Raw genomic sequence first — 13,878 nt, forward strand, 5'->3', positions numbered from 1 at the left:
TGCTTTCGCTCTCCAGACCGCGCCTGAGCGCTCGTTTCCCCTGACCGGTCCGGTTCCGCCGATCCGGTCAAAGCGAACGGCGGCAGCCCGCCCCCGCAGGGGCGGACCGCCGCCGTCACCGGATCAGTCAACCGATCGCACCGATCGTCCTCGGGCCCTACCTGTTGTAGGGACCGAAGTCGTACTCCTCCAGCGGAACCGCCTCGCCCGAGCCCTGGCCGAACGTGTACTCGCTCGGCTCCTCGTAACCCGAGACGGAGTACATGGAGGCCTTGGCCTCCTCGGTCGGCTCGACCCGGACGTTGCGGTACTGCGGCATGCCGGTACCGGCCGGGATGAGCTTACCGATGATGACGTTCTCCTTGAGGCCCAGCAGCGGGTCGCTCTTGCCGTGGATGGCGTTCTCGGTGAGCACCCGGGTGGTCTCCTGGAAGGAGGCCGCCGACAGCCACGACTCCGTGGCCAGCGACGCCTTGGTGATGCCCAGCAGGACCGGCCGGCCGGCGGCCGGCTGGCCGCCTTCGGCCACCACCTGGCGGTTGGTGGACTCGAACTTGGGCCGCTCCACCATCTCGCCCGGCAGCAGGTCGGTGTCGCCGGACTCCAGGATGTTCACCCGCTTGAGCATCTGCCGCACGATGATCTCGATGTGCTTGTCGTGGATCGAGACGCCCTGCGACTTGTAGACCTCCTGCACCTCGTTGACCAGGTGCTGCTGGACGGCGCGCGGACCCTGGATGCGGAGCACCTCGTGCGGGTTGATCGCACCGTCGATCAGCTGCTGGCCGACGGTGACCGAGGAGCCCTCCTCCACCAGGAGCCGGGCGCGCATCGGAACCGGGTAGGCGATCTCGTCGGAGCCGTCGTTCGGGATCAGGATGATCTTCCGGCTCTTCTCCGTCTCCTCGAGCCGGATCCGGCCGTCGAGCTCGGCGATGGGCGCCACGCCCTTGGGGATCCGGGCCTCGAAGAGCTCGGTGACACGCGGCAGACCGTGGGTGATGTCCTGGCCCGCCGAACCGCCCATGTGGAAGGTCCGCATGGTCAGCTGGGTGCCCGGCTCACCGATCGACTGCGCGGCGATGATGCCGATGGCCTCGCCGACGTCGACCGGCTTGCCGGTCGCCATGGACCGGCCGTAGCAGGTGGTGCAGACGCCGATCTTGGCCTCGCAGGTGAGCGAGGAGCGGATCCGGACCCGCTCGACGCCGGCCTCGACCAGCTTGTCGATGACGCCCTCGGAGGTGTCGGTGCCGGCCGGGAAGAGGACCTCCCCGTCCACCGCGACGTCCTCGGCGATGGTGCGGCCGAAACCGGTGTTCTCCACGTTGTGCTTGCGCACCACGGTGCCGGCGGCGTTCTTCTCGCCGATCTCGTGCCAGAGCGACCGGTCGGTGCCGCAGTCCACCTCGCGGACGATGACGTCCTGGGCGACGTCGACCAGGCGCCGGGTGAGGTAACCGGAGTCGGCGGTCCGCAGCGCGGTGTCCGCCAGGCCCTTCCGCTGGCCGTGGGTGGAGATGAAGTACTCCAGCACCGACAGGCCCTCGCGGTAGGAGGCCTTGATCGGCCGCGGGATGGTCTCGCCCTTGGTGTTGGAGACCAGGCCGCGGATACCGGCGATCTGCCGGACCTGCATCGGGTTGCCTCGGGCACCGGACTGGACCATCATCCACACCGGGTTGTCGGCCGGGAAGTTCTCCTCCATCTCCCGGGCGACCTCGTTGGTGGCCTTGGTCCAGATCTCGGTGAGCTCGCCGCGGCGCTCCTCGTCGGTGACCAGGCCGCGGTCGTACTGCCGCTGGATCTTGTCGGCCTGCTTCTCGTAGGCCTCCAGGATCTCGCCCTTGCGGGGCGGGGTGAGCACGTCGCCGATGCCGATGGTCAGGCCCGAGCGGGTGGCCCACTTGTACCCGGCGTCCTTGAGCGCGTCCAGCGTGGTCGCGACCTGGACCTTCGGGTAGTTCTCCGCCAGCTCGTTGACCAGGGCCGAGACCTGCTTCTTGCCGACCTGGTAGTTGACGAACGGGTAGTCCGTCGGGGTGGTCTCGTTGAAGAGGTACCGCCCCAGCGTGGTCTCCAGCACGTACGGCTCGCCCGGGGTGTGGCCCTCCGGCTCCACCCAGTCCCGCGGCGGGACGGTGTCGCCGGCGACCCGCAGCCGGATGGTGGCCTGCAGGTCCAGCTCGCCGCTGTCGTAGGCCATGATCGCCTCGGCGACGTCGCGGTAGGCGTGCCCCTCGCCCTTTCCGCCCTCCTTGAGGGTGGTCAGGTAGTACAGGCCGATGATCATGTCCTGGGTGGGCATGGTGACCGGCTTGCCGTCGGACGGCTTGAGGATGTTGTTGGTGGCCAGCATCAGCAGCCGCGCCTCGGCCTGGGCCTCGGCGGACAGCGGCAGGTGCACGGCCATCTGGTCGCCGTCGAAGTCGGCGTTGAACGCGGTGCAGACCAGCGGGTGGATCTGGATCGCCTTGCCCTCGACCAGCTGCGGCTCGAAGGCCTGGATGCCCAGGCGGTGCAGGGTCGGGGCGCGGTTGAGCAGCACCGGGTGCTCGGTGATGACCTCTTCCAGGACGTCCCAGACGACCGGGCGGGACCGCTCGACCATCCGCTTGGCGCTCTTGATGTTCTGCGCGTGGTTCAGGTCGACCAGGCGCTTCATCACGAACGGCTTGAACAGCTCCAGGGCCATCTGCTTGGGCAGGCCGCACTGGTGCAGCTTGAGGGTGGGGCCGACGACGATGACCGAGCGGCCGGAGTAGTCGACGCGCTTGCCCAGCAGGTTCTGCCGGAACCGGCCCTGCTTGCCCTTGAGCATGTCGGACAGCGACTTCAGCGGACGGTTGCCCGGCCCGGTGACCGGGCGGCCGCGGCGGCCGTTGTCGAACAGCGCGTCGACGGCCTCCTGCAGCATCCGCTTCTCGTTGTTGACGATGATCTCGGGCGCGCCCAGGTCGAGCAGGCGCTTGAGCCGGTTGTTCCGGTTGATGACCCGGCGGTACAGGTCGTTCAGGTCGGAGGTCGCGAAGCGGCCGCCGTCCAGCTGCACCATCGGACGCAGGTCCGGCGGGATGACCGGGACGCAGTCCAGGACCATGCCCATCGGGCTGTTCCGCGTGTTCAGGAACGCCGAGACGACCTTGAGCCGCTTGAGGGCGCGGGCCTTCTTCTGGCCCTTGCCGCTGCGGATGGTCTCGCGGAGCTTCTCCGCCTCCGCGTCCAGGTCGAAGTTGGCCAGCCGCTCCTGGATGGCCTGGGCGCCCATGCCGCCGCGGAAGTACTTCCCGAAGCGGTCCCGCATCTCGCGGTAGAGCATCTCGTCGCCCTCGAGGTCCTGGACCTTGAGGTTCTTGAACCGGTTCCAGACCTCTTCGAGGCGGTCGATCTCGCGCTGGGCCCGGTCGCGGAGCTGGCGCATCTCGCGCTCGGCCGACTCGCGGACCTTGCGCCGCGCGTCGCCCTTGGCGCCCTGCTCCTCCAGCTCGGCCAGGTCGGCCTCGAGCCTCTTGTGCCGCTCCTCCAGCTGGGAGTCCCGGCGCTGCTCCAGGTGCTGGCGCTCCACGGAGACGTGCGCCTCCAGGGAGGCCTGGTCCCGCTCGCGGGCCTCGGTGTCCACCCAGGTGACCATGTAGGCCGCGAAGTAGATGATCTTCTCGAGGTCCTTGGGGGCCAGGTCCAGCAGGTAGCCGAGCCGGCTGGGCACGCCCTTGAAGTACCAGATGTGGGTGACCGGGGCGGCCAGCTCGATGTGGCCCATCCGCTCGCGGCGCACCTTGGCGCGGGTCACCTCGACGCCGCAGCGCTCACAGATGATGCCCTTGAAGCGGACGCGCTTGTACTTGCCGCAGTAGCACTCCCAGTCCCGGGTGGGACCGAAGATCTTCTCGCAGAAGAGGCCGTCCTTCTCCGGCTTCAGGGTGCGGTAGTTGATGGTCTCCGGCTTCTTGACCTCGCCGTGCGACCACTGGCGGATGTCGTCGGCCGTGGCCAGGCCGATGCGCAGCTCGTCGAAGAAATTGACGTCGAGCACTTAATTCGTCCCCTGCTCTCGAAGCTTGCGGAAGTCAGACCTCTTCGACGCTGCTCGGCTCGCGCCGACCCAGGTCGATTCCCAGTTCTTCCGCGGCACGGAAGACGTCTTCGTCGGTGTCCCGCATTTCGATGGACATACCGTCACTCGACAGCACCTCCACGTTCAGACAGAGCGACTGCATCTCCTTGATGAGCACCTTGAACGACTCGGGGATGCCGGGCTCCGGGATGTTCTCGCCCTTGACGATGGCCTCGTAGACCTTGACCCGGCCCAGGACGTCGTCGGACTTGATGGTGAGCAGCTCCTGCAGGGCGTAGGCGGCCCCGTAGGCCTCCAGGGCCCAGACCTCCATCTCCCCGAACCGCTGGCCGCCGAACTGCGCCTTACCGCCCAGCGGCTGCTGGGTGATCATCGAGTAGGGGCCGGTGGAGCGGGCGTGGATCTTGTCGTCCACCAGGTGGTGCAGCTTGAGGAAGTAGGTGTAGCCCACCGCGATCGGCTCGTCGAACGGCTCGCCGGTGCGGCCGTCGAACAGCCGCGCCTTGCCCTCGGAGTTGATCAGCACCTGGCCGTCGGCGTTGGGCCGGATGGAGCCCAGCAGGCCGCTGATCTCGTCCTCGCGCAGGCCGTCGAAGACCGGGGTGGCGACCTTGGCGCCGCCCTCCACGGAGTCCGCTCCGATGTCGCGGAGGCGCTGCTTCCACTCCTCCGGTCCGCCGTCGACCTGCCAGCCGTTGGCCGCCATCCAGCCGAGGTGGATCTCCATGATCTGGCCGACGTTCATCCGGCCGGGCACGCCCAGCGGGTTGAGCACGATGTCGACCGGGGTGCCGTCCTCCATGAACGGCATGTCCTCCTGCGGCAGGATCTTGGCGATGACGCCCTTGTTCCCGTGCCGGCCGGCCAGCTTGTCGCCGTCGGTGATCTTCCGCTTCTGCGCGACGTAGACCCGGACCAGCTCGTTGACGCCGGGCGGGAGCTCGTCGCCGTCCTCGCGGCTGAACACGCGGACGCCGATGACCTTGCCGGACTCGCCGTGCGGCACCTTCAGCGAGGTGTCGCGGACCTCGCGCGCCTTCTCACCGAAGATCGCGCGGAGCAGCCGCTCCTCGGGGGTCAGCTCGGTCTCGCCCTTGGGGGTCACCTTGCCGACCAGGATGTCGCCGTCGACGACCTCCGCACCGATCCGGATGATGCCGCGGTCGTCCAGGTCGGCGAGGACCTCCTCGCTGACGTTGGGGATCTCGCGGGTGATCTCCTCCGGGCCGAGCTTGGTGTCGCGCGCGTCGACCTCGTGCTCCTCGATGTGGATCGAGGAGAGCACGTCGTCCTGGACCAGCCGCTGGGACAGCACGATGGCGTCCTCGTAGTTGTGGCCCTCCCAGGACATGTACGCCACGAGCAGGTTCTTGCCCAGCGACATCTCGCCCTGGTCGGTGGAGGGTCCGTCGGCCAGCACCGAGCCGGCCTCCACGCGCTGCCCCTCGGCCACCACCGGGCGCTGGTTGAAGCAGGTGCCCTGGTTGCTTCGGCGGAACTTGCCCAGCCGGTAGGTCTTCCGGGTGCCCTCGTCGGCGAGGACCGTGACGTAGTCCGCGGTGACGTCCTCGACCACGCCGGCCGCGTCGGCCAGCACCACGTCGCCGGCGTCGGTGGCGGCGCGGTACTCCATGCCGGTGCCCACGATCGGCGCCTCGGCGCGGAGCAGCGGCACCGCCTGGCGCTGCATGTTGGAGCCCATCAGCGCGCGGTTGGCGTCGTCGTGCTCGAGGAACGGGATCATGGCGGTGGCCACCGACACCATCTGGCGCGGGGACACGTCCATGTAGTCGACGCCGGAGGCGTCGACGGCCTCGAACTCGCCGCCCTTCATCCGGACCAGCACCCGGCTCTCGGAGAAGGTCCCGTCCGCCTCGACCGGGGTGTTGGCCTGGGCGATGACGAAGCGGTCCTCCTCGTCGGCGGTCAGGTACTCGACCTGGTCGGTGACGCGCCCCTCGACGACCTTGCGGTACGGCGTCTCGACGAAGCCGAAGGAGTTGACCCGGCCGTACCCGGCGAGCGAGCCGATCAGACCGATGTTGGGACCCTCAGGGGTCTCGATCGGGCACATCCGGCCGTAGTGCGACGGGTGCACGTCGCGGACCTCGAAGCCGGCGCGCTCACGGGACAGACCGCCCGGGCCCAGCGCGGACAGGCGCCGCTTGTGGGTCAGCCCGGCCAGCGGGTTGGTCTGGTCCATGAACTGGGACAGCTGGCTGGTGCCGAAGAACTCCTTGATGGAGGCGACGACCGGCCGGATGTTGATCAGCGTCTGCGGCGTGATGGCCTCGACGTCCTGGGTGGTCATCCGCTCGCGGACGACCCGCTCCATCCGGGCCAGGCCCAGCCGGACCTGGTTCTGGATCAGCTCGCCCACGGTGCGCAGCCGCCGGTTGCCGAAGTGGTCGATGTCATCGGTCTCGACCGGCCGCTCGCCGATCGCGGTCTCCATCGACTCCTCGCCGGCGTGCAGCCGGACCAGGTAGTCGATGGTGGAGACGATGTCCTCTTCGGTCAGCGTGCCCTGGGTGAAGGGGGCCTCCAGGCCCAGCTTCTTGTTGATCTTGTACCGGCCGACCTTGGCCAGGTCGTAGCGCTTCGGGTTGAAGTAGAGGTTCTCCAGCAGCGCCTGCGCCGACTCCTTGGTCGGCGGCTCCCCCGGGCGCAGCTTGCGGTAGATGTCCAGCAGCGCGTCGTCGGTGCCGGCGGTCGGGTCCTTCTCCAGCGTGTTGCGGATGGACTCGTAGTGGCCGAACCGCTCCAGGATCTGGTCGGTGGTCCAGCCCAGCGCCTTGAGCAGGACGGTGACGCCCTGCTTGCGCTTGCGGTCGATGCGGACGCCGACGAAGTCGCGCTTGTCGACCTCGAACTCCAGCCAGGCGCCCCGCGACGGGATGACCTTGCACCCGTACAGGTCCTTGTCGGAGCTCTTGTCGACCTGCCGGTCGAAGTAGACGCCCGGGGAGCGGACCAGCTGCGACACGACGACACGCTCGGTGCCGTTGATGATGAACGTGCCCTTGGCGGTCATGAGCGGGAAGTCACCCATGAACACCGTCTGGCTCTTGATCTCACCGGTGTCGTTGTTGATGAACTCCGCGGTCACGAACATCGGCGCGGAGTACGTCATGTCCTTGTCCTTGCACTCCTCTTCGGAGTACTTGGGCGGCTCGAACCGATGGTCGCGGAACGACAGCGACATCGTGCCCGAGAAGTCCTCGATGGGACTGATCTCCTCGAAGATCTCTTCGAGACCGGACTGCTCCGGGACGTCCTTGCGGCCGGCCGCGAAGGCCGCCTCGACTCGGGCGCGCCACTTCTCGTTGCCGAGGAGCCAGTCGAAGGACTCTGTCTGCAGGGCGAGAAGGTCGGGGACCTCGAGTGGTTCCTGAATGCGAGCGAAAGTAACGCGGTTCGGACCAAGGGCGTTAGCGGAGGCGTTGCGCGAGGCTGCCAACAGGGGTCCTTCCGAAGGCTTGTGGCGGTTGATGCGCGCGCACGCCGGACGACCCGAGATGTCCATTGGAGGGCCACCGGGCTCGGAGGCCTTCCCGACGTGGGGTACGTGCTGGTATGAGGGCCGCGACCAGGTGGGGTCGGGGCACGGAACGCACGGACACCGGAACAGGGATCGTCAAAGGGCAGCGCAAAAGGGCAGTGTAGCCGAATACTACACCGCTGTCCAACCGCATCCCCCGGAGCCGATCACGACACCACGCAGCATCGCCCCAACGGGCGGATCCGTCAAGCCCAGCGGGCTTCCGGGGGCCCTTTCCGGACCCGTGAGAGGTCCCACAGGACGTGCGGGGTGTGAGCGACCCTACAGCGGGGAAGACTCCTCCGTTCCGGCGGAGTCTCCCGGCAGGGCGGGCGCCAGAGGCGGGGGGTGCGGCGGCGGGGGATGCAGCGGCGGACGAACGACGACGAGCGGCGGCCGCCCCGAGCGGGGCGGCCGCCGCCGTCTGCGACCGGAGAACCGGTGCTACTTCAGGGTCACCGTGGCGCCGGCGCCCTCCAGGGCGGCCTTGGCCTTGTCGGCGGTCTCCTTGTTGACGCCCTCCATCAGCGGCTTCGGGGCGTTGTCGACGAGGTCCTTGGCCTCCTTGAGGCCCAGGCTGGTGAGGCTGCGGACCTCCTTGATGACCTGGATCTTCTTGTCGCCGGCACCCTCGAGGATGACGTCGAACTCGCTCTGCTCCTCCTCGGCCGCGGCGGCACCGCCGGCGGCACCCGGAGCAGCGGCGACGACGGCGGCCGGAGCCGCGGCCTCGACGTCGAACTTCTCCTCGAACAGCTTGACGAACTCGGAGAGCTCGAGCAGGGTCATCTCCTCGAAGGCGCCGAGGAGCTCTTCGGTGCTGAGCTTCGCCATGGTGCGTTCTCTCTTTCTGTGCGATCACGCGCGCCGCGCGGCGCCGTGCCGAGCCTTGCGTGGTCCGGCGCGCCCGCGCCGGCAAGGATCGTGGTCTTTTTAGGCCTCGTCCGACTTCTTCTCGTGCAGCGCCTGGGCGAGCCGCGCGAGCTTGGTCGGGAGAGCCTGGAACGTGGCGGCGGCCTGGCCCTGCTTGGCCTTGAGGACGCCGGCCATCTTCGCGAGGAGAACCTCGCGGGACTCAAGGTCGGCCAGCTTGATGATCTCGTCCGGGGTCATCGCCTTGCCGTCGATGACGCCGCCCTTGATCACCAGCGGCGAATTCGCCTTCGCGAAGTCACGAAGCCCCTTCGCGGCCTCGACGACGTCCCCGCGGACGAAGGCGACGGCCGAGGGGCCCTCGAAGAGGTCGAGGACCTTCTCGTCAAGGTCGGCCTCCTGGGCCGCGATCTTGCCGAGGGTGTTCTTCACGACGCGGAAACGCGCGTTCTGGCCGAGGCTGTTGCGCAGCTCACCGAGCTGGGCGACACTGAGCCCCCGGTATTCGGTCAGCACGGCGCCCTGCGAGCCCTGGAATTCCTCCTTGAGCTCGGCGACCGCGGCTGCCTTATCCGGCCTCGCCATGGGACTCCTTCCAACAGTGAACGCCGGTGGATGCCAAGGGTCGCCATGGACGGAGCGGCAGGGAATGAAAAAAGCCCCGGCGCGGGCGCACGGGACTTGTCGGGCCGCGGGCACCGGAAGGGCACCCCGCCTCGAAAGAGTTCTCGTCACACCTGCGCTGGCCGCCCATGTACATGGGACCTTGGGCCACCCGAAGGGTGGCGACCGGCGGTCTTCGGCAGTCCCCCATCCTACGGCATCGCCCGGACCGGGTCGAACGGATTCGGCCGGCCCCCGGCGTGACCCTCGGCACCGCTCCCCGCCACCGGCGGCCGGGCCCCTCGGGGCCCGGGGAAAGCGGGGCGCCCCGGACCGGGGGTCCGGGGCGCCGAGGCCGTGCTGGGACGGCGGGTCAGGCGGCGGCGCCGGAGCGCGCGGCGCTCGGGTCGACCGGGATGCCCGGGCCCATCGTGGTGGTCAGCGTCGCCTTCTTGACGTACCGGCCCTTGGCGGCGGACGGCTTGAGGCGCAGCACCTCGTCCAGCGCGGCGGCGTAGTTCTCCACCAGCTGCTCCTCGGTGAAGGAGAGCTTGCCGACGATGAAGTGCAGGTTGCCGTGGCGGTCGACGCGGAACTCGATCTTGCCGCCCTTGATGTCGGAGACCGCCTTGGCGACGTCCGGGGTGACGGTCCCGGTCTTCGGGTTCGGCATCAGGCCGCGGGGGCCCAGCACCCGGCCCAGCCGGCCGACCTTGCCCATCAGGTCGGGGGTGGCCACGACCGCGTCGAAGTCCAGGAAGCCCTTCTGGATCTCCTCGACCAGGTCGTCGTCGCCGACGAAGTCGGCGCCTGCGGCACGCGCCGCCTCGGCCTTCTCACCGGTGGCGAAGACCAGGACCCGAGCGGTCTTGCCGGTGCCGTGCGGGAGGTTGACGGTGCCGCGGACCATCTGGTCGGCCTTGCGCGGGTCGACGCCCAGGCGCAGGGCGACCTCGACGGTCGGGTCGAACTTGACCTTGGAGGTCTCCTTGGCGAGCTTGACGGCCTCGAGCGGGCTGTACAGCCGCTCGCGGTCGACCAGCTCGCTGGCCTTGCGGTGGTTCTTGCTGCGCTTCACGTGGATCTCCTCACGAGATTGTGGTGCTCGGGCCGGCGCAGGGCCCTGCCACGGTCGTCCGGGGGGCGCCTGGGCGCTACTTGACCTCGATGCCCATGGAGCGGGCGGTGCCGGCCACGATCTTCTCGGCGGCGTCCAGGTCGTTGGTGTTGAGGTCGGGCAGCTTGGTCTGCGCGATCTCGCGAACCTGGTCGCTGGTGATCGAGGCGGCGGTGCTGCGGCCCGGGTCGGTGGCGCCCTTGTCCACGCCGGCGGCCTTGAGGATCAGCTTCGGCGCCGGCGGCGTCTTGGTGATGAAGGTGAAGGAGCGGTCCTCGTAGATGGTGATCTCTACGGGGATGACGCTCCCGCGCTGGGCTTCCGTGGCAGCGTTGTACTGCTTGCAGAAGTCCATGATGTTGACGCCGTGCGGACCCAGCGCGGTACCGACCGGCGGGGCCGGGGTGGCCTGGCCGGCGGGCAGCTGAACCTTGACGAGCGCCGCGATCTTCTTCTTCGGAGGCATATCGGGTCCTTTGCCTGATCTGCGTTGGTCGTTGGTCCCGGGCTCCTGAGACGCCGCGCGTGCGGCACCACGCGGGCGCGCCCTGGGCGGGGCTGGTTCGGAGCCGGCCGCCCCGGTTCGGGGCGCCGGACCGCAGGGACCGGTGCGGACCGGGGCGCCCGTCCGCGGGCTGGGCCGGCGGGCAGGGCGCGGGTGGGCCCGCCCGAAGGCGGACCCACCAAGTCTACGTGCTCAGCGAAGCGCTCGGGCCTGGGCTCAGATCTTGGAGACCTGGTTGAACCCCAGCTCGACCGGGGTCTCCCGGCCGAAGATGGAGACCAGCACCTTGAGCTTCTGGGTGTCGGGGTTGATCTCGCTGACCGTCGCGGGCAGGGTCGCGAACGGCCCCTCCATGACGGTGACCGACTCGCCGACCTCGTAGGCCACGTCGCTGCGGACCTCGGTCTTCTCCCCGGTCCTGGCCTGCTCCGGCTCCTTCTCCGGGGCGGGCGCCAGCAGGTCGGCGACCTCCTGGATGCTCAGCGGGGCGGGCCGGTTGGAGAGCCCGACGAAGCCGGTGACGCCCGGGGTGTTCCGGATCGCCGACCAGGACTCGTCGGTGAGCTCCATGCGCACCAGGACGTAGCTGGGCAGGACCTTCTCGGTGACCTGCTGCCGCTTGCCGCCCTTGACCTCGGTGACCTCCTGGGTGGGCACCTCGACCTGGAAGATGTAGTCCTCCATGTTGAGCGACTGGGTGCGGCTCTCGACGTTGGCCTTGACCCGGTTCTCGTAGCCGGCGTAGGTGTGCACGACGTACCAGTCGCCGGGCAGCAGGCGGAGCTCGATCTTGAACTCCTCGACCGGGTCGAGCGCGGGGGCCGCGGGCTCTTCGGCCTGCGCCTCCTCGGCGCCCTCCTCCTCCGGGGCGTCCTCGGCGCCGTCGCCGGCGCCCTGCTCCGCCTCGGCGGTGGCGGCCTGCTCCTCCTCGGCGCGCTGGCCGGCCTCTTCCTCTGACGCCTGACCCAGGTCCTCGGTGGGGAGGTCGTCAGAGGTCAGTGGGGACTCGGACACGGCAGCTCTTTCTCTCGACGGTTGCACCGTAGGTGTTTCTCCCTGCGGACCGGCGCGGCCGCGGGCGGCCGAGGGCACCGGTGCCGGTCGTGCCAGCTTACGTTCTCAGCGGGCACGATGGGACCAGGCCGGACCGGCGGAGGGGAAGATCGGGGCGGGGCGCTCGGGCCGTTCGGCGGAGCGGAGGCTCCGCGGGAGGTCAGAAGGGCGGGGCCGCGCCGGCGCCGCTACCGCCGCCGAGGGTGCTGTAGAGCCAGGTGACGGCCTCACCGAAGCCGAAGTCGAGCAGCGTGACGTAGCCGACCATGATCACCACGAAGACGATGACGACCACGGTGTAGGTGAGCAGCTCGCGCCGGGTGGGCCAGCGGACCTTGCGGAGCTCCCCGACGACCTGCTTGGTGAAGGTCACCGGACCGGTACGACGCTGCGGGCCCTTCTCGGGCTTGGCGTCGGCGTCAGTCTGCGTCACCTGTGGTCCTTAAGGTCGTGGCTGGCAGGGACGGCCGGGCCGCACCGCCCGGCGCCGGTTCCGCTCGGCGAACGGCGCCGGCCTTTCGCCGCCGGACCCCCGGCCGACCGCCGCCGGGAGCGGTGCGCGTCTGTCACGTTCCTTGCAGGGCAGGAGGGACTCGAACCCCCAACCGCCGGTTTTGGAGACCGGTGCTCTACCAATTGAGCCACTGCCCTTCGCGGGTACCGCTTGCGTACCCACCATAGCCGGATTCCGCCGTGCTCGCGCCACCGGCGGCGCACTGCGGAGGATCCGGCTCCGGATCGAGGGCGAGTCTATGCCCTATCGGCTCCGGGGGCCAACCGGAAAACCGGGCCGGGGTGCCGTTCGCCCCCTTCCGGGGCGGTCCGGTGCGCCCCGTGAAACGATGGGCCCATGAGTGAGCGACCCCGTATCTCCGAACGCATCGGCGGCATCTCCGAGTCGGCGACGCTGGCCGTGGACGCCAAGGCCAAGGCGATGAAGGCGGAAGGGCGCCCCGTCATCGGCTTCGGCGCCGGCGAGCCGGACTTCCCGACCCCGGACTACATCGTCGAGGCCGCGATCAAGGCCTGCCGCGAGCCGCGCTTCCACCGCTACACCCCGGCGGGCGGCCTGCCCGAGCTCAAGGAGGCGCTGGCCGCCAAGACGCTGCGCGACTCCGGCTACCGGGTCGAGCCGTCCCAGATCCTCGTCACCAACGGCGGCAAGCAGGCCATCTACGAGGCCTTCGCCACCATGCTGGACCCGGGGGACGAGGTCATCGTGATCGCCCCCTACTGGACCACCTACCCCGAGTCGATCAAGCTGGCCGGCGGCGTGCCGCGGTACGTGGTGACCGACGAGTCCACCGGCTACCTGGCCACGGTCGAGCAGCTGGAGGCGGCCCGCACCGAGCGCACCAAGGTGCTGCTCTTCGTCTCGCCGTCCAACCCGACCGGCGCCGTCTACACCCCCGAGCAGGTCCGCGAGATCGGCCGCTGGGCCGCGGAGGCCGGGCTGTGGGTGCTCACCGACGAGATCTACGAGCACCTGGTCTACGGCGACGCCCGGTTCAGCTCGCTGCCGGTCGAGGTGCCCGAGCTGGCCGAGCGCACCGTGGTGGTGAACGGCGTGGCCAAGACCTACGCGATGACCGGCTGGCGGGTGGGCTGGGTGATCGGCCCCAAGGACGTGGTCAAGGCCGCGGGCAACCTGCAGTCGCACGCCACCTCCAACGTCGCCAACGTCTCCCAGGCCGCCGCGCTGGCAGCCGTCTCCGGCGACCTGTCCGCGGTGGCCGAGATGCGCACCGCCTTCGACCGGCGCCGCCGCACCATCGTGCGGATGCTCAATGACGTCCCGGGCGTGGTCTGCCCCGAGCCGCAGGGCGCGTTCTACGCCTACCCCTCGGTCAAGGGCGTGCTGGGCAAGGAGATCCGCGGCCGCCGCCCGCAGAGCTCCACCGAGCTGGCCGAGCTGATCCTGGAGCAGGCCGAGGTCGCGGTGGTCCCGGGCGAGGCCTTCGGCACCCCCGGCTACCTGCGGCTCTCCTACGCGCTGGGCGACGCCGACCTGGCCGAGGGCGTGGGCCGGATCCAGAAGCTGCTGGGCGAGGCCTCCTGAGGCACCGCCGCGCACCGCGCGGCCCGCGCGGGCCCGGTCTCCGGCTTCGGGG

The 13,878-nt window shown here is 69.6% G+C and carries 9 protein-coding genes and 1 tRNA gene; 1 reads left to right on the forward strand and 9 read right to left on the reverse strand.

The genetic code is table 11. The features are described from left to right. Nucleotides 1–157: 157 nt before the first annotated feature. The 9 genes from J0910_RS28060 to J0910_RS28100 form a co-directional block, all read right to left on the reverse strand. Complete coding sequence (locus tag J0910_RS28060) at nt 158–4,033, reverse strand: DNA-directed RNA polymerase subunit beta' (protein WP_420161517.1); 3,876 nt, start codon at nt 4,031–4,033, stop codon at nt 158–160. Between the two features lie 34 nt (nt 4,034–4,067). Further along, entirely contained in the window at nt 4,068–7,535 is a 3,468-nt protein-coding gene (gene rpoB, locus J0910_RS28065) for a DNA-directed RNA polymerase subunit beta (protein ID WP_420161518.1), read from the reverse strand. Nucleotides 7,536–8,060: 525 nt separating this feature from the next. Beyond that, entirely contained in the window at nt 8,061–8,450 is a 390-nt protein-coding gene (gene rplL / locus J0910_RS28070) for a 50S ribosomal protein L7/L12 (protein ID WP_420161519.1), read from the reverse strand. Between the two features lie 99 nt (nt 8,451–8,549). Then, nucleotides 8,550–9,074: a 50S ribosomal protein L10 gene (gene rplJ, locus J0910_RS28075; protein WP_420161520.1), complete on the reverse strand. Its 525-nt coding sequence runs from the start codon at nt 9,072–9,074 to the stop codon at nt 8,550–8,552. Nucleotides 9,075–9,465: 391 nt separating this feature from the next. After that, nucleotides 9,466–10,170, reverse strand: a complete 705-nt coding sequence (gene rplA, locus J0910_RS28080; RefSeq protein ID WP_420161521.1) for a 50S ribosomal protein L1 — start codon at nt 10,168–10,170, stop codon at nt 9,466–9,468. A gap of 76 nt (nt 10,171–10,246) precedes the next feature. Further along, on the reverse strand, nt 10,247–10,675 hold the full coding sequence (rplK, locus tag J0910_RS28085) for a 50S ribosomal protein L11 (protein WP_420161522.1): 429 nt from the start codon (nt 10,673–10,675) through the stop codon (nt 10,247–10,249). 255 nt (nt 10,676–10,930) lie between these two features. Next, complete coding sequence (gene nusG, locus J0910_RS28090; RefSeq protein ID WP_420161523.1) at nt 10,931–11,728, reverse strand: transcription termination/antitermination protein NusG; 798 nt, start codon at nt 11,726–11,728, stop codon at nt 10,931–10,933. Between the two features lie 199 nt (nt 11,729–11,927). Beyond that, nucleotides 11,928–12,200 (reverse strand): preprotein translocase subunit SecE, encoded by a 273-nt coding sequence (gene secE / locus J0910_RS28095; RefSeq protein ID WP_420161524.1) that lies wholly within the window; start codon nt 12,198–12,200, stop codon nt 11,928–11,930. Nucleotides 12,201–12,345: 145 nt separating this feature from the next. Further along, a tRNA-Trp gene (locus J0910_RS28100) sits at nt 12,346–12,418 on the reverse strand. A gap of 199 nt (nt 12,419–12,617) precedes the next feature. Here J0910_RS28100 and J0910_RS28105 point away from each other — a divergent pair. Then, a complete protein-coding gene (locus J0910_RS28105) occupies nt 12,618–13,826 on the forward strand; it encodes a pyridoxal phosphate-dependent aminotransferase (RefSeq protein ID WP_420161525.1) in 1,209 nt (402 codons plus the stop codon). Nucleotides 13,827–13,878: the final 52 nt, after the last annotated feature.

Source organism: Nocardiopsis oceanisediminis, assembly GCF_048595525.1.
Lineage (GTDB): Bacteria > Actinomycetota > Actinomycetes > Streptosporangiales > Streptosporangiaceae > Nocardiopsis_A > Nocardiopsis_A oceanisediminis.

Excerpts from the sequence above, each read along its gene's own strand:
- J0910_RS28105 (WP_420161525.1), top strand. The coding sequence starts at position 12,618 with ATGAGTGAGCGACCCCGTATCTCCGAACGCATCGGCGGCATCTCCGAG.
- rplK (WP_420161522.1), bottom strand. The coding sequence starts at position 10,675 with ATGCCTCCGAAGAAGAAGATCGCGGCGCTCGTCAAGGTTCAGCTGCCC.
- rplL (WP_420161519.1), bottom strand. The coding sequence starts at position 8,450 with ATGGCGAAGCTCAGCACCGAAGAGCTCCTCGGCGCCTTCGAGGAGATG.
- rplJ (WP_420161520.1), bottom strand. The coding sequence starts at position 9,074 with ATGGCGAGGCCGGATAAGGCAGCCGCGGTCGCCGAGCTCAAGGAGGAA.